The sequence below is a fragment of the Bradyrhizobium sp. CCBAU 11357 genome (assembly GCF_028128865.1).
Taxonomy (GTDB): Bacteria; Pseudomonadota; Alphaproteobacteria; order Rhizobiales; family Xanthobacteraceae; genus Bradyrhizobium.
On record NZ_LBJW01000113.1, the window covers coordinates 640,517 to 655,764 of the forward strand.

Here is a 15,248-nt window from a genome sequence, read left to right on the forward strand (position 1 = left end):
TCTAAAGCGTTGCGGGAAAGGCGTTGGCGAGCGATGGGGCAAGCGGTGCGAGGCGCACCGCCGCGCCGTTCTCCAAAGCTCGCGTCTCGCCGATGCGCGCCTGAGAAACCTTGACGCCGGAGCCGTCGGCGGTGGTGACCTCGTGCACGACGGTGGCGCCGAGCGGCAGCGACATGCCGACGACGCCGGCAAAGCCGGTCTCGTCGCCGACGAACTGCAGATGCTCGGGGCGGATGCAGACGGTGACGCGGCCGCCCTCGCTGAGCGCACCGCCCGCGGGACGCGCGATGATCTCCGCGCCGGCATCGAGCCGGACTTTCGCCGCCGTGCGGTCCGCCGAGACCACGACGCCGGGCATGCGGTTGGTGGAGCCGACGAAGGTGTTGACGAACAGCGTCTGCGGACGGTCGTAGACGTCCGATGGCGAGCCGAACTGTTCCAGCTTGCCATGGCTCAGCACGGCGACGCGGTCGGCCATCGACAGCGCTTCTTCCTGGTCGTGCGTCACGATCAGCGTGGTGATGCCGGAGACGCGCTGCAGCCGCTTGACCTCGATCTGCATGTCCAGCCGCAAATTCTTGTCGAGCGCGGCGAAGGGTTCGTCGAGCAGCAGGATCGACGGCTTGATCGCGAGCGCGCGGGCGAGCGCCACGCGCTGCTGCTGGCCACCGGAGAGCTGCCGCGGCAGCCGCTCGGCCATAGCCGGCAGCTGCACCAGCTCCAGCAGGCGCTGCGCCTCGCGCTGGCGCGTCGCCTTGTCGATGCCGCGGGCGGCGAGGCCATAGGCGACGTTCTCGCTGATCGACAGGTGCGGGAACAGCGCGTAGTTCTGGAACACGATGCCGACCGCGCGCTTGTTCGGCGGCAGCGCATCGACGATGTCATCGCCGATGATGATCCTCCCTTGCGTCTGCGCGATGAAGCCGGCGATGATGCGCAAGAGCGTTGTCTTGCCGCAGCCGGACGGGCCAAGCAGGGCGATGATCTCGCCGCCCTTGATGTCGAGATTGATGTTCTCGACCGCAAGCGCGCCACTCGGATACCGGTGGGTGACCGCATCGACGACGAGCGATCGGCCGCTTGGCGCATCAACCATGGTGTTGCCTCCCGTTGCCCCCAAGGAGAAAGCAAGTCTCGTGCCCGCACCCGTCGCTTTTCGGCGAGCGTTTTGGCATGGTGGCCCGATGACATCGGATCGATCGCTTTGCGACCTCACGGCCACCGAGCTCGCGCGCACCATTGCGAGGGGCGAAGTGTCCTCGCGTGAGGTCGTCGAGGCGCATCTTGCGCGGCTTGCGAGCCTCGACAGCCAATTGGCGGCGTTCGTGACGGTGGATGCAGACGGCGCCCGCCACGCTGCGCAGATGTGCGATGCGGTCTCTGCGCCGGTCGGCCCGCTGCATGGCGTGCCCATTGGGATCAAGGACCTCACCGACACTGCGGGACTTGCGACGACTTACGGATCGGTGCTGTTCCGCGATCACGTCCCGGCCGAGGATGATCTCGTTGTGTCGCGGCTGCGGCGCGCCGGCGCGATCATTCTGGGCAAGACCAACACACCGGAGTTCGGCTTCGGCGCGGTCTGCACCAACAGATTGTGCGGACCGACACGTAATCCGTTCGGTGCCGCGATGACCTCCGGCGGATCGTCCGGCGGCTCTGCCGTCGCGGTCGCATCCGGCATGGTGCCGCTGGCGCATGGCACCGATTTCGGCGGCTCGGTGCGCACGCCCGCCAGCTTCTGCGGCGTCGCCTCGATCCGGCCGACACCCGGCCGCATCCCGTCGCCGCGCCGGCCGCTCGGCTGGGACATGCTGGCGACCCACGGCTTCCTCGCCCGCGGCGTCGACGATCTCGAACTCGCGTTGTCGGCCTGCGCTGGAAGCGATGCGGACGATCCACTCTCGCTCGGCAGCACAGGTGATGATCGACCCATCGCCGATCGTCCCCGGATTGCGGTCACGCCCGATTTCGGTGTCGCGCCCGTTGCGCGCGAAGTTCGTGCGCGCTTCGCTGCGGCTTGCGAGTCGCTCGCGCGTGTTGCCGATGTCGTGCCGTCCTCGCCCGATTGCAGCGGCGCGATCGAAGCCTTCCGCACCTTGCGCGCCGCGCTCATCGCGAGCAGCTATGGCGAGTTGCTGAGGACGCGGCGTTCTGAGCTCACGCCGACGGTGATCTGGAACATCGAGGCCGGCGAAAACGTGTCCGCGCTGGGCTACCTCAACGCCGAGCGCCGCCGCACTGCCATCTACCGCAGCTTCCGCGAGCTGTTCACGGCGGTCGATTTCCTGGTCGCGCCGGCCGCATCCGTCTTGCCCTGGGCTAATGAGATCAGCGACGTCACGGCGATCGATGGGGTGGCGCTGGAGACGCCGATCGATTATCTCGCCGTCACCTTCATCGTGTCGCTGGTCGGTTTTCCAGTACTGACCTTGCCGGTGCCGCGCGGGGAGAATGAGCTGCCCTTCGGCATCCAGATCATCGTGCCGCCGGGATGCGAATCCCGCCTGTTTGCCTTCGGCCGCATGCTCGAGAACGAACTGGGATTTTCGCATCGCCGGCCGAAGCTCCCCTAGCTGTCGCGATGCTCGAGCCGGGCGGCGAGCGCATCGGCAAGGCCCATCGTCGGCTTGGCGGCGGGCCGGCGGAACGTGCCCGCAATGGCCTTGCGCAAACGTAGCGCATGCAGCGCTTCGGCTTGCTTCACTGAAGCGATGACCTGATCGACCACGGGGACGGGGATGCGATCGGCGACGCGCTCGGCAAGGCCCGAGAGCGGCGCGCCGGCGAAGATCAGCACATCGGCCTCGTCCTCGACGATGGCGCGCCGGGCGAGCTCGACCAGCACGTCCTCCTTCTCGGTGCCGACCTCGGAGATCGCCTGAAACGGCGTATCCAGCATGCGGATGCCGGCGCAGCGCTCCCACAGCCCATGGGCACGGACGCATTCCTCGTACCACGGCCCCAGCGCCTGGGCGAAAGTGACGATGGCAAAGCGGCGTCCGGCCATGCAAGCGCTCAGCATCGCAGCCTCCGCCATGCCGACCACGGGAATGTCGAAGGTCTCGCGCGCGGCGAACAGGCCGGGATCTCCGAACGCCGCGATGATCGCGGCGTCGACCTTCCTGTGCTGCTCGGCCAGCATTTCCAGCGCGATGGCGCCGCCGATCTGCGCCTCGGTGCGGGTCGCGATATAGGGCACGCCGCGGGTCGCGGTGCAGGGGATCAGCTCGGTGCCTGGTGAGGCCGCACGCTGCCCGACCCCCAGCATCAGCTGCGTGACCTCGGTGCTGGTGTTGGGGTTGAGCAGCAGCAGCTTCATGATTATGCCGCCGTCCGCTTGGCCTGAGAGACGGCGAGGACTTCCAGCAGCGCCGTGCCGGTGCGCGCGACATGCGCGCCGAGCAGGCGGCCGGCCGCTTCGCCGTCGCGCGCTTCGAGGGCGGCGAGGATGTCGGCGTGCTCGTCGACCGAGTTGCTCCAGCGCCTGTCGGCGCCGAGCGCGAGATAGCGCGCACGCTCGGCGCGGGAGATCAGCGTCTCGTGCGCCTCGCGCAGCGGCGTGTTGTGCGCCATGCGGACGATGGTGTTGTGGATCTCGCCGTTGATGGCGAAATAGTCGTCGAGCTTGCCGTTGCGGTGATGACCTTCCATGCGGGTCTGCAGCGTGCGCAGGCGGGCGAGATCGCGCTCGGTGGCGCGCTCCGCGGCAAGCTCGGCGGCGAGCCGCTCGATGCCGGCGAGGGCCTCGAACAATTCCGAGATGCCGTCGACCGCGATATCGGCAATGCGCGGGCTGCGGTTGGGACGCAGCTCGATCAACCCTTCCGCCGCCAGCACCTTCATCGCCTCGCGCAAGGGGGTGCGCGATACGCCGAGCTCCTTCGACAGCTTCGTCTCCTGGGTCTGCGAGCCCGGTGGCAGCTCGCCGCGAATGATCATCGTCCGCATCCGCGCGGCGGCGCGCTCATGCAGCCCCATCCGCTTGAGCTTGGGCGACTTTCGCCCCGGGTTCGGTTCGGATTTCTGCTGCACGCGAGATTTCCTGCTTGTAACTCATCCTAGCCATCCCGAGCCGAAGGCGATGCCCAAATAGGCGACGTATGTGGCTTAAAACAAATGCATATCGAACAAATTGCATGCAGTATGCAAATTGCCCGTTGCGCGCAGCGCGGGGGATGCCGATGATCGTTTCGAGGGAGCGTTGATGCGCACCACGGCAACGGAGCGATCGTGACCGATGTAGTCTTGCGCAAACGCCTCGGCATGATCACGCCGTCCTCCAACTCGGTGCTCGAGCCCGTCACCAGCGCCATGCTGGCCGGTGTCTCCGGTATCACCGCGCATTTCTCGCGCTTTCGCGTCACCGAGATCGCGCTCGATGGCTCGGCGCTGAGCCAGTTCGATGCCTCGGTGATGTTGCCGGCGGCCGATCTGCTGGCGGATGCCAAGGTCGACGCGATCGCCTGGAATGGCACGTCCGCAAGCTGGCTCGGCGTCGGCCGCGACCGCAGCCTGTGCGAGGCGATCACGGCCCGCACGAATGTCCCGGCAACGACATCGACGCTGGCCTGCATCGATGCGGCCCGCGCGCTCGGCGCGAGGCGCATCGGCCTGGTCTCGCCCTATACCGACGACGTGCAGCGGCGCATTGCCGACGTCTGGGCCGAGGAGGGGATCGCCCCGCATGCCGAGCGGCATCTCGGCTTACGCGACAACTTTTCCTTTGGCGAGGTCGCGCCGGCGACGATCGCAGGCATGATCCGGGCGGTGGCGGCGGAGGGGTCTGACGCTATCGTCATTCTCTGCACCAATCTCGAGGTGCGGCGCTTGCGGCCACGTTGGAGCGGGAGCTGGACATCGCCGTGCTCGATTCGGTCGCGGTGACGCTGTGGCGGACCCTCGGCCTCGCGGGCGGAGATGTGACGGCCCTTGCGCAATGGGGGCGGATCTTCCACACAATGCCAAAGATCAAGTGACGGAGACATCAGTGACGCAGCTCGACCTCGCCATCCGCGGCGGCACCATCGTGACGGCCAGCGACGAGTTTCGCGCCGATATTGGCATTCGCGACGGCCGCATCGTCAGCATCGCCGATCGTATCGAGGGCGCGGCCCGCGAGATCGATGCGACGGGCCTATTGGCGCTGCCGGGCGGCATCGACAGCCACGTGCATATCTCGCAGCCTTCGGGCCCCGACGTGGTGATGGCCGACGATTTCGCTTCGGCGACGCGCGCGGCGGCGGCCGGCGGCAACACCATGGTGCTGCCCTTCGCGCTGCAGGAGAAGGGCACCTCGCTGCGCAGCTGTGTCGAGAACTATCGCGAGCTCGCCGAAGGTGAGTGTTACATCGACACCGCCTTCCATCTCATCATCTCCGATCCGACTGCGGTGGTGCTCGGGCAGGAGCTGCCGGCCCTGGTCAAGGACGGCTACACCTCGTTCAAGGTGTTCATGACCTATGACGACCTCGTGCTCAGCGACAAGCAGCTGCTCGAGGTCTTCGACGTTGCGCGCCGCGAGGAGGCGCTGGTCATGGTCCATTGCGAGGGCTACGACGCCATCCGCTTCCTCACCAGCAAGCTGGAGCGCGAAGGCCACATCGCGCCGTACTATCACGGCACCTCGCGGCCGCAGGCGGTCGAGCGCGAGGCGACGCACCGTGCCATCAGCCACGCCGAGGTAATCGGCGTTCCCATCATGATCGTGCACGTCTCCGGACGCGAGGCGATGGAGCAGGTGCGCTGGGCGCAGCAGCGCGGCCTGCCCGTTCATGCCGAGACCTGCCCGCAATACATCACGTTGACGGCCGATGACATGAAGGGCCTCAACATGGACATCACGGGCGCGAAATATGTCTGCTCGCCGCCGCCGCGCGATGTCGAGAGCCAGGAGGCGATCTGGGAAGGCATCGCGTCGGGTGTGTTCCAGACTTTCTCGTCCGATCACTGCCCGTTCCGCTACGACGATCCCAAGGGCAAGCTGACGCCGAACGCCCGCACCTCGTTCCGCTGGGTGCCGAACGGCATTCCCGGCGTCGAGACGCGGCTGCCGATCCTGTTCTCCGAAGGCGTCTCGAAGGGCCGCATCACCCTGCAGAAGTTCGTCGAGCTGACGGCGACCAATCACGCCCGCATCTACGGCCTCTATCCGCGCAAGGGTTCGATCGGCGTCGGTTTCGATGCCGACATCGTTCTCTGGGATCCCAAGTTGAAGAAGCCCATCCGGCAGGCCGAGCTGCATCACGGCGCGGACTACACTCCGTGGGAAGGTTTCGAGGTCACGGGATGGCCGGTGACGACGATCGCCAGGGGAGAGGTGGTCTGCAGCCAGGGCCGCATCGTCGGCACCAAAGGCGCGGGCCAAGTGTTGAGCCGGGGCAAGTCGAGCCTGATCTGATCCGGCGCGACACGCCCCATCGCGCTTCAAAGCGCGATGAGATTGGGATTGATTTGCTGCGACGACGGTAGTGGGCCCCCTCTCCCGCTTGCGGGAGAGGGTTGGGGAGAGGGTGCTTCCGCAATGGGACAATCCCCAAGAGGAGAAAGCCCTCACCCGGCGCTTCGCGCCGACCTCTCCCGCAAGCGGGAGAGGTGACCGCCCCGCGGCAATCGATTCAACCTAAATCGATCGCGCTTCAGAAGGTCGCGGCGATTGCAGCGAGGCGTTGATGGGCCCGTTCGCGGGCGGCATCGATCGGCTGCTGCGGTCCCGTGGTTGGACCGATCAACACGAAACGGACATTGCTGATCCCGATGAAGCGCAGGATTTCCCGCAAGTAGGGCGTTGCCATATCGATGCGACCGCGGTTCATGCCGGTCGCGAAATCGCTGCCGCTGGCGATGATCACCAGCGTCGGCCGGTCCTTGAGCAGCGGCAGATATCCCTGCGACGGATCGAACCGAAAGGTGAGGCCGGGCTGGACGATGATGTCGAACCATTGCTTGAGCTTGTAGGGAAGGCTGAAGTTCCACATCGGGGTCGAGATCAGCACGCGATCGGCGAGCGAGAAGCGCAGCGCCATTCGCTCGGCCTCGGCAAAGCTGTCGCGTTGCGCGTCGGTGAAGCCTTGAGCCTTCATGCGCGCGTATTTGGCCTCGACGATCGGACCGGCGAACTCCGGCATCCGCTCACGCCAGATGTCCACGACGTCAACGTCCCAATCCGGCCGAGTCTGGCGGAAGCCATCGAGAAAGACGCGCGCGCCGGCCGTCGAGATGGACTCGGCGCGCGGCGAGCAGGACAGGTGCAGGAGCTTTGCCACAGCTCATCCCAGCGCTCTGATGACGGTGTCGGCCCTGGTCACGATCGCGACGTTCTGCATGGCGAAATTGATCGAGGCGTTGTGCCAGTCGGCATTCATGGTCGAGCAGCAATCCTCGGGCACGATCATGAAATAGCCCTTGTCGGCGCCGGTCCGTGCGGTGTGCTCGACCGACATGTTGGTCCAGGCCCCGGTGTTGATGATCATGTCGCGGCCGGTCGCTTTCAGGATCGTCTCGAGGCGCGTGCCTTCCCATGCGCTCATCCGCATCTTCTCGACGACGAAATCGCCGGGCCGTGGCTCGAGGCCCGAAACCGGAGCCGCGCCCCAGCTTCCGCGCACCATTGCCTTGCTGTCGACGAGGCCTTCGAACAGCGGAGCGTTCAGCGTGACGCCCGGTGCGCCGGGCTCGACCACGAACCAGACATGGATGATGGCGACGCCGCGGGCGCGCGCGGCTTCCGCCAGGCGCCGCACATTCTCGACGACATGCTGCTGCTTGGCGTGACCGGGCGCGCCGGACTCGGCGAAAGCGCCGCCGTCCATGATGACGTCGTTCTGGAGATCCTGGATGATCATGGCGCAGCGTTGCGGATCGAGCCGCATCTCGCCCTCGGTCAGAATAGGCGCGGCTGGCGATGAGCCCGGGCTTGTTCCGCCACCAGCGCGCCGGCTGCTCATATAGGGCTCATGCCGCGGGCCGACCTTGGTCGGGATCGCGTACACCGAATGCGTCGACGTGAGATAGAGCGTGCGGAAATCCGGCCCGCCCCAGGTGAGGTTGGCGACCAGCTCCGGCACGCGGACCTTGCCGAGCAGCTCGCCGCGCGGCGAATAGACCCAGACGCCGCCGGGCGCGGTGACCCAGACATTGCCGTTCTGATCGCACTTCATGCCGTCGGGCAGACCGGGCTCGAGCTCGGACTTGATGCCGCTCGCAAACACCCGCGCATTCGACAGCGAGCCGTCGCTGTTGACGTCGAACACGCGGATCACGGCTTGCACCGTGTCGTTGACATAAAGCAGCTTCTCGTCCGGCGAGAAGCACAGCCCGTTCGGCTGATCGAACAAATTGCGCTCGACCACGAGCTTCGGCTCGCCGCCCGGCACGACGCGGTAGACGCCCTGGAAGCCGAGCTGGCGGGGCCGCTCGACACCATAGATCGGCATGCGGCCATACCAGGGATCGGAGAAATAGATCGCGCCGGATGAGTGCACGCAGACGTCGTTCGGGCTGTTGAGCTCCTGGCCGCCGAAATGCGAGGCCAGCACCTCGCGCCGCCCGTCCGGCCGTTCGCGGACCAGCGACGAGGTCGCGTGCTCGCAGACGATCAAATTGAGCTCGGCATCATAGGTCATGCCGTTGCATTTGTTCGATGGGCGTTTGATCTCGACGACGCCGCGCCGCGCATCCCAGCGCCGCCGCACATCGCCTGGCATGTCCGAGAACAGCAGATAATGATCGACCGGGTGCCAGATCGGCCCTTCCGTGAAGTCGAAGCCGGTGCCGATCTGGGCGACGGGCGCATAGGGATCGATCAGGGTCTCGAACTCGCTTCGCAGGGTGACATGCGTCATCGGTCGATCCTCGACATTTCAAGCCGGGAACCAGTTGCGCTGGGGCAGCGATTGAACAATGGGGCCGGGGACCTGATCATGCAGCCGCCCCACGACATTGCCGCCTTCGATCTTGGCGGGCCGGTCGTGGACCGGGAGCAGGTAGCGCGAATTGCTGAGCAGCTTCTTGATCGCCGCCTTCTCCGCGCGCTTGGTGGTGCCATGGTTGCCGGTGGTGCGCGGCTCCCAATCGTGGATTTCATGGAAGGGCGTGACGATCTGATCGTTGAAATCGTAGATCACGTCGCCGCAGATGGTCGCAATGCCGTCGGCGGTGTGGACGATGATGTTCATCGAGCCCTCGGTGTGCGCGTTGGCGGCATCGCAATAGACGCCGGGCATCAGCTCGATCGGTCCGGTGATTTCGAGATCCAGGAAGCGCAGCGCGCTCTTGGTGTGCAGGCGGTCGATCAGGTGCTTGATGTCCGGCGCAGGATATTGCGGATGCATCAGGCCGGAGACGGAATATTCCAGCTCCTTGCGGTTGAGCACGACGGTCGTGTTCATCGGGAACAGATCGTCCTTGCCGGCGTGGTCGATGTGCAGATGGGTGTGGCAGACGAAGCGGACGTCGCCCATGCGGACGCCGTGGCGCGCGAGCTGGTTCTCGATCATGTTCTCATGATACTGGAGTCCCCGCATACCCAGCGTCTCCATGATCTGGTTGGAGCGATAGCCGGTGTCGACCACGACCGGATAGGGGCCGCCGAGGATCAGGAAGCCGAGGGTGAGGACGCGACGGGTGCGGCCGCAGTCGCGGCCGAGCACCAGGAAGCTCGATTCCAGCTCGATATCGCCGTAGTCCAGGATCTTGATCTCCAGCGCCATTCGTTTCCCTCCTGTGTCGTTTCTTGTCTGTCAGAGCCGATAGACGCGCGTCGCCGTTGCCTTAAAGATCGCATCCTGCTGCTCCGCACTGAACGGGGCGGCGGCGGCGCGAAAGGCTTCGACGAGCTCGCGATAACTGGTCCACAATTTCTCGATCGGGAAATTGGAGCCGAACAGGCAGCGCTCGGCGCCGAAGATCGCGACGGTGTCGGTGAGCACGGCGGCGATATGCACGGGATCGTTGCGGTGGATGAAGGTGCCGAGCCCGGACAGTTTCGAGACCACGTTCGGACAAGTCGCGAGCCGGGCCATCCCGGCGCGCCAGGCCGCCCGTCCAGCCGGCGAGAGATCCTCGAGCATGCCGGCGTGCTGGAGGATGAAGGTCACGCCGGGACAGGACTCGGCGAGCTGCGCCGCATCCGGCATCTGCGGCGTGAAGACCTGGAGGTCGAAGCTCCAGCCGTAATCGGCCAGACACGCGACGTTGCGACGGATCACGGGATCGGCGCAGAGATCCGGACGCGCCGCGAAGCGATAGAGCGGGTTCTCGTGCCAGTGCAGCTGCATGCGTGCCCCGCGGAGCAGTGGGTAGCGCTTGAGGCGGTCGAGTTGCGGGCGGACGTCGTCCGCCGCGAAATTGGCGTATGCGACGATGGCGTGCGGCCAGCCGTGTTCGTCGGAGGTTCGCTGCACCCAGGCAGCCTCCTCCTCGAAATGCTCGGGCGCCCAGTTGGTCTGCACATAGACTGAGCGGGTGACGCCGCTGTCCTTGAGATCGTCGAGATATTCCTGGATCGGATAATCGCGCCGGATCGGCTCGTACGGTCCGAAGATGCGGGGCTGCATGGGGCCGGTCAGCCAGGGCAGATCGGCCTGCCGCCAGATGTGATGATGGCCGTCGACAATGTCGTTCACGCAGCTCTCCTTCCCAGTGCCAGGACATGGGCGACGATCGATGCGCTCGACCCGCCGTCGACGAGATCGTCGACGAAGCGTTCGATCGCGACCAGCGCTTCGGTCTGCGGACGGAAGCCGGGGCCGGTCGCGAGCGGCGTCAGCCAGCTCAGGCGCCAGGCCCGCCGCGACAGTTTCGCGACGGCGCCGCGAAGGGCGTCCGGCTCGCCGCGCTCGAGCCCGTCGGACACGATGATCACGGCGGCGCCGCGGGCGTAGCCGCCGAACCGTGGGACCGCCAGGAAGGCTTGCAGCGCGTCGCCGATGCGGGTGCCGCCGTCCCAGTCGCTGACCAGATGGGCCGCGGCGCTCAGCGCCTGCTCGCGGCGTTTCAGCCGCAGCGTGCGGGTGACACGGGTCAGCCGCGTGCCGAAGGTGAAGACTTCGACATTGGGCGCGGCCTGCACCAGCGCGTGCGCGAGCTTCATGTTCTCCTCGGTGCGGCTCTTCATCGAGCCGGAGACGTCGATCAGCAGCAGGATCTTGCGCGGGCGCTGACGCCGCTTCATGTGGCCGAGCCGCAAAATCTCCCCGTCGCTGCGGACGGAGTCACGTAAAGTCCGGCGGAGATCGGCGAAGGGACCGCGGCGTGCGCGCATGCGGCGGTGGCCGCGCCGCCGCGGCAGGCGCCGCGGGGCCTCGCGGGCCAGGCGTCGGAGGGCGTCCGTCGTGGAGAGCTGCGCGAAGCGGCGCTCGACCAGCGCCTCGGTGCGCGATGCAGTCAGACCGGACTCGGTGGCGTCGTCGGAGAGCAGGGGCTCCTCGTCGCCGCGACCTTCCTCCTGCAACCGGACGGTCTCGTCGTCCTCGCCGTCTTCGGCACGCTCGATCGCCTCGCTGCCGCGGAAATGCAGGTCGAACAGCCGGTCGAAGGTGGCGCGGCGCTCGGGCGGCGGGGCGAGGGTGGCGAGCGCAGATTGCCTGATGTCCTCGAGCTTGCGCGGTCCGAGCAGCGCGATCGCGGCGAGGAACGCAGTGGTCTGCTCCGGCGCGACGGCGAAGCCGTTGGCGCGCAGCAACGCGACGAAGGAAACGAAGGTGCGGACAGCGCGCGGGAGCTGCGGTTCAAGGCTCATGCGGTCGCCTCCGCGAGCATGGCATCGAGCCGCGGTGCGATGAAGTGCAGATCCTCTTCGTCCTTGAGCGCCACGCCGATCGAGCGTTTGAAGGCATCAGGCCAGCGCGCGCCGCCCTTGTTGAGGAGGGTCGCGGCCTCGGCCCAGTCGACGGCTTCGGCGATGCCGGGCGCCTTGCTCAGCGGCTCGCGCCGCAATCTCTCGACGGCCGCCACGACGGCACGGGCCGTGGCTTCTGCGACGCTGGATGCGCGCATCATGATGATCCGCGCCTCCCGCTCGGCGCTGGGATAGTCGATCCAGTGATAGACGCAGCGGCGGCGCAACGCTTCGTGCAGATCGCGTGTTCGGTTCGAGGTCAGCACGACGACCGGCCGCTCGGCGGCGCGGACCGTGCCGCGCTCGGGAATGGAGATCTGGAAGTCGGAGAGGAATTCGAGCAGGAAGGCCTCGAACTCCTGGTCGGCGCGGTCGATTTCGTCGATCAGGAGCACGGTGGAATCGGGCGCGCGCAGCGCGGCCAGCATCGGCCGCTCGATCAGGAACGTCTCGCCATAGATGTCGATGCTCTCATCACCGGCCTGGCGGATCGCCAGCATTTGCCGCGGATAGTTCCACTCATAGAGCGCGGCAGACGCGTCGATGCCCTCGTAGCATTGCAGGCGGATCAGGCGGCGGCCGAGCACGGCGGCAATGGCCTTTGCGGCTTCCGTCTTGCCGACGCCCGGAGCGCCTTCCAGCAGCAGCGGCTTGCCCAGCGCAAGTCCGAGATAGGCGGCGGTCGCGAGGCCCTCGTCGGCGAGGTAATAGGCTGCCCGCAGCGCCTTCTCCAGCGCCTCGGGGCTGTCGATGCCGACGATGTTGCTGCGAACCGCCACGGCCGGTCCTCTAGCGCCGCGCCTGCGGCCGCGCGCCGCCCTGGGACTTGATCGCGCGCAGCACCTTTTCCGGCGTGATCGGCAGGTCGTCGATGCGGACGCCGACGGCGTTGAAGATCGCATTCGCCACCGCCGGCAGCACCGGATTGGCGCACATCTCGCCAGGGCCTTTTCCCCCGAAGGGCCCATCGGGGGCGGGACGCTCCAGCACGGCAATATCATGCGGACAGATATCACCGGGACCGGGCATCAGATATTCGACGAAGTCGCGAGGCCCGTGGACGGGATCGGGATAGTATGGCTCCGGCGTCTCGTAAAGTGCGTGGCTGACGCCCATCCAGGCACCGCCGACCAGCTGCTGCTCGACCAGGCGCGGGTTGAGCGCGCGGCCGAGCTCATAGGCGGAGTCCATGCGGACCATCGCGACCTCGCCGGTCTCGTCATCGACCTCGACCTCGGCGACGAGGCAGGCATGGGCATAGCAGGTTGCCGGCGACATCTCGCCGGTCTCGGGATCGACGTTCGACAGCGGCACGAGGAAGATGCCGCGGCCCGAGATGGTCTTGCCCTGCTTGAACTGCGCGGCGATGGCGACGTCCTTGGTCGAGATCGAACGGTGCGGCGCGCCCTTGACGTGGATGTTGCCGCGCCCGTCGGTTTCGAGATCCGCGGCGTTGACCTCGAGCTCCTCGGCCGCGGCCTCCATCATCACGCCGCGCGCCTCGCGGGCGGCGGCCATCACGGCGTTGCCGACGCGATGAGTGCCGCGCGAGGCGAACGAGCCCATGCAATGCGGGCCGGTGTCGGAATCGGCCGTGTCGACATAGACGTCCTCGACCGGCACACCCAGGGTCTCGGCGCAGATCTGCCGCGTCACCGATTTCATGCCCTGGCCGAGGTCGATCGACGACAGCGCCACCGTGAACTTGCCGCTCGGGTTGGAATGCACCAGTGCCTGGCTCGGATCGCCGCCGAGATTCATGCCGATGGGATAGTTGATCGACGCCATGCCGCGTCCGCGATGCCTGGCCATCTAGCGCCTCCTGGTGCCGAACACGGATGAGAACCGGGTCGCGCCGTGCGACGGCGCGGCCGGGCGTGGCGGGGGAGGTGGCGGCGCCGGCGGCGGTGGTTCGCGCGGCGGCTCCCGCGTCGTCGTCATCGGCGCGCGGTCATAGCTCGTGCGCTGCTGCGCAGGCGCGGCCGGCCGCGCCCGCGGATCCGTCGGTGTCGGCGGGATCACGGCGCGGCTGCCGCCGCCGTCCTTGCGCGAGGAGGCGCGCCTGAACTCGTCGCGGATCGGCCATTTGGCCTTCTCGGCCGCAACCTGGACGCATTCGATTAGCGCGGTGTTCTTGGCCTCGCGCCGGTGCGCCTTCATGTCGCCGTCGCGATATGCGTTCAGAATCCGGAACTCCATCGGGTCCATGCCGACGAGATTTGCCAGCTTGTCCATCTGGCATTCGATGGCAAAGTCCATCGCGGTGACGCCGAAGCCGCGCATGGCGGTCGCCGGCGTACGGTTGGTGAAGACGCAATAGACGTCGCCATAGACGTTCGGAATGGTATAGGGCCCCGGCAGGTGGGCGGCGCATTTCACCGCGGCATAGCTCGACAGCCGCGTATAGGCGCCGCTGTCGAAATAGGCGCGGATCTTGCGCGCGACGATGCGGCCGTCGCGCATGACGCCGTCCTTGATGTAGATCCGCTCGGCGCCGCGGGGCGGGCCGTATTGCATCTCCTCCTCGCGGCCGAACACATAGCGGACGGGGCGCCCCGTCAGCATGGCGCCAAGGATTGCGAGCGGTTCGGTCAGCGTGTCCACCTTGCCGCCAAAGCCGCCGCCGACGGTGCCACCGATGAAGTGGAAGGTGTTCGAGGGCACGTCCAGGATCTTGGCGCAGGTGTCGACCGAGAAGAACAGCGCCTGGGTCGAGGTATAGACGACGTAGCGGCCGTTGGTGTCGGGTGCGGCGATGGCGCCGTTGGTTTCGGTCGGCGCGTGCTCGATCGGCGACATCTGGTAGCGCTGCTCGAGCACGTGGTCGGCAGTCGCGAGCGCCGCATCGGCATCGCCAAAGCGCAGGCGCTGGTGGTCGTAGACGTCGTGATAGATGAAGGCGTTCTTCGGATAGGTCTCGTTGACCACGGGCGCGCCGGGCTTGAGCGCATCCTCGACGTCGAACACGATCGGCAGCGGCTCGTAATCGATCTTGACCTTTGCGATCGCCTCGAACGCCTCGCGCTCGCTGTCCGCGACGATGGCGAGGATCGGCTCGCCCTTGTAGCGGACCTTGTCGACGGCCAGCGACGGCTCGTCGTCCTTGCCGAAGTTGATCAGGCTGAGCAGCGTGTTGAGGTTGCGCGGGACGTCCGCGCCGCGGATGATCCGGCGTACGCCGGCCGAGCGCTCGGCCTCGGTGGTGTCGATCCGGCGCAGCCTTGCATGGGCCTGGGTCGAACGAACGACCTTCAGGTGCAGCATGCCCTGCAGCATGTGATCATTGAAATAGCTGGACGTGCCGGTGATGTGGCCGAGCATGTCCTGCCGCTGCGTGCCCTTGCCGATTTCCTTCAGGTTATCGTCGCGCTCGTCGGCAAATATGTCCTTGCGCAGTTCCAGCATGGTC

Annotated in this window: 13 protein-coding genes and 1 pseudogene; 3 read left to right on the top strand and 11 right to left on the bottom strand. The window is 66.8% G+C overall.

The genetic code is table 11. From position 1 onward, the window contains the following. Position 1: 1 nt before the first annotated feature. Positions 2 to 1,096: an ABC transporter ATP-binding protein gene (locus XI05_RS38750; protein WP_271511739.1), complete on the bottom strand. Its 1,095-nt coding sequence runs from the start codon at positions 1,094 to 1,096 to the stop codon at positions 2 to 4. An 88-nt stretch (positions 1,097 to 1,184) separates the two neighbouring features. On the opposite strand from XI05_RS38750, the gene XI05_RS38755 reads away from it, so the two are divergent. Continuing rightward, on the top strand, positions 1,185 to 2,576 hold the full coding sequence (locus XI05_RS38755) for an amidase (protein ID WP_271511740.1): 1,392 nt from the start codon (positions 1,185 to 1,187) through the stop codon (positions 2,574 to 2,576). Here the strand turns inward: XI05_RS38755 and XI05_RS38760 are convergent. Together XI05_RS38760 and XI05_RS38765 are read right to left on the bottom strand one after the other, a co-directional pair. Then, on the bottom strand, positions 2,573 to 3,322 hold the full coding sequence (locus XI05_RS38760; RefSeq protein ID WP_271511742.1) for an aspartate/glutamate racemase family protein: 750 nt from the start codon (positions 3,320 to 3,322) through the stop codon (positions 2,573 to 2,575). The two genes, XI05_RS38755 and XI05_RS38760, sit on opposite strands and share 4 nt — an antisense overlap. Before the next feature lie 2 nt (positions 3,323 to 3,324). Then, positions 3,325 to 4,035, bottom strand: a complete 711-nt coding sequence (locus XI05_RS38765; RefSeq protein ID WP_271511744.1) for a GntR family transcriptional regulator — start codon at positions 4,033 to 4,035, stop codon at positions 3,325 to 3,327. A gap of 231 nt (positions 4,036 to 4,266) precedes the next feature. Here XI05_RS38765 and XI05_RS38770 point away from each other — a divergent pair. Both XI05_RS38770 and hydA read left to right on the top strand, forming a co-directional pair. Then, positions 4,267 to 4,979 (top strand): annotated as a pseudogene (locus XI05_RS38770) (maleate cis-trans isomerase family protein). Next, on the top strand, positions 4,940 to 6,400 hold the full coding sequence (gene hydA, locus XI05_RS38775) for a dihydropyrimidinase (protein WP_271511746.1): 1,461 nt from the start codon (positions 4,940 to 4,942) through the stop codon (positions 6,398 to 6,400). The pseudogene XI05_RS38770 and the gene hydA overlap by 40 nt, the downstream one beginning before the upstream one ends. 238 nt (positions 6,401 to 6,638) lie before the next feature. Here the strand turns inward: hydA and XI05_RS38780 are convergent, their stop codons facing one another. The 8 genes from XI05_RS38780 to XI05_RS38815 are packed head-to-tail and all read right to left on the bottom strand — an operon-like array spanning position 6,639 to position 15,244. Continuing rightward, entirely contained in the window at positions 6,639 to 7,265 is a 627-nt protein-coding gene (locus XI05_RS38780; RefSeq protein ID WP_271511748.1) for an FMN-dependent NADH-azoreductase, read from the bottom strand. Positions 7,266 to 7,268: 3 nt separating this feature from the next. Continuing rightward, the gene (locus XI05_RS38785) at positions 7,269 to 8,843 is read right to left on the bottom strand and encodes an isochorismatase family protein (RefSeq protein ID WP_271511750.1); all 1,575 of its coding nucleotides are present in this window, start codon (positions 8,841 to 8,843) and stop codon (positions 7,269 to 7,271) included. 18 nt (positions 8,844 to 8,861) lie between these two features. Then, entirely contained in the window at positions 8,862 to 9,710 is an 849-nt protein-coding gene (locus XI05_RS38790; protein ID WP_212256637.1) for an MBL fold metallo-hydrolase, read from the bottom strand. Positions 9,711 to 9,740: 30 nt separating this feature from the next. Then, the gene (locus XI05_RS38795) at positions 9,741 to 10,625 is read right to left on the bottom strand and encodes an amidohydrolase family protein (protein ID WP_271511752.1); all 885 of its coding nucleotides are present in this window, start codon (positions 10,623 to 10,625) and stop codon (positions 9,741 to 9,743) included. Then, complete coding sequence (locus XI05_RS38800; RefSeq protein WP_271511754.1) at positions 10,622 to 11,740, bottom strand: vWA domain-containing protein; 1,119 nt, start codon at positions 11,738 to 11,740, stop codon at positions 10,622 to 10,624. The genes XI05_RS38795 and XI05_RS38800 overlap by 4 nt, the downstream gene beginning before the upstream one ends. Then, a complete protein-coding gene (locus XI05_RS38805; protein ID WP_172784497.1) occupies positions 11,737 to 12,618 on the bottom strand; it encodes an AAA family ATPase in 882 nt (293 codons plus the stop codon). The genes XI05_RS38800 and XI05_RS38805 overlap by 4 nt, the downstream gene beginning before the upstream one ends. A gap of 10 nt (positions 12,619 to 12,628) precedes the next feature. Then, entirely contained in the window at positions 12,629 to 13,651 is a 1,023-nt protein-coding gene (locus XI05_RS38810) for a xanthine dehydrogenase family protein molybdopterin-binding subunit (protein WP_271511755.1), read from the bottom strand. Then, positions 13,652 to 15,244: a xanthine dehydrogenase family protein molybdopterin-binding subunit gene (locus XI05_RS38815; RefSeq protein WP_271511758.1), complete on the bottom strand. Its 1,593-nt coding sequence runs from the start codon at positions 15,242 to 15,244 to the stop codon at positions 13,652 to 13,654. It lies immediately after the preceding gene. Positions 15,245 to 15,248 lie beyond the last annotated feature (4 nt).

Coding starts and splice junctions, on each gene's coding strand:
- XI05_RS38755 (WP_271511740.1), top strand. CDS start 1,185: ATGACATCGGATCGATCGCTTTGCGACCTCACGGCCACCGAGCTCGCG.
- XI05_RS38760 (WP_271511742.1), bottom strand. CDS start 3,322: ATGAAGCTGCTGCTGCTCAACCCCAACACCAGCACCGAGGTCACGCAG.
- XI05_RS38815 (WP_271511758.1), bottom strand. CDS start 15,244: ATGCTGGAACTGCGCAAGGACATATTTGCCGACGAGCGCGACGATAAC.
- XI05_RS38785 (WP_271511750.1), bottom strand. CDS start 8,843: ATGACGCATGTCACCCTGCGAAGCGAGTTCGAGACCCTGATCGATCCC.
- XI05_RS38790 (WP_212256637.1), bottom strand. CDS start 9,710: ATGGCGCTGGAGATCAAGATCCTGGACTACGGCGATATCGAGCTGGAA.
- XI05_RS38810 (WP_271511755.1), bottom strand. CDS start 13,651: ATGGCCAGGCATCGCGGACGCGGCATGGCGTCGATCAACTATCCCATC.
- XI05_RS38750 (WP_271511739.1), bottom strand. CDS start 1,096: ATGGTTGATGCGCCAAGCGGCCGATCGCTCGTCGTCGATGCGGTCACC.
- hydA (WP_271511746.1), top strand. CDS start 4,940: ATGGGGGCGGATCTTCCACACAATGCCAAAGATCAAGTGACGGAGACA.
- XI05_RS38800 (WP_271511754.1), bottom strand. CDS start 11,740: ATGAGCCTTGAACCGCAGCTCCCGCGCGCTGTCCGCACCTTCGTTTCC.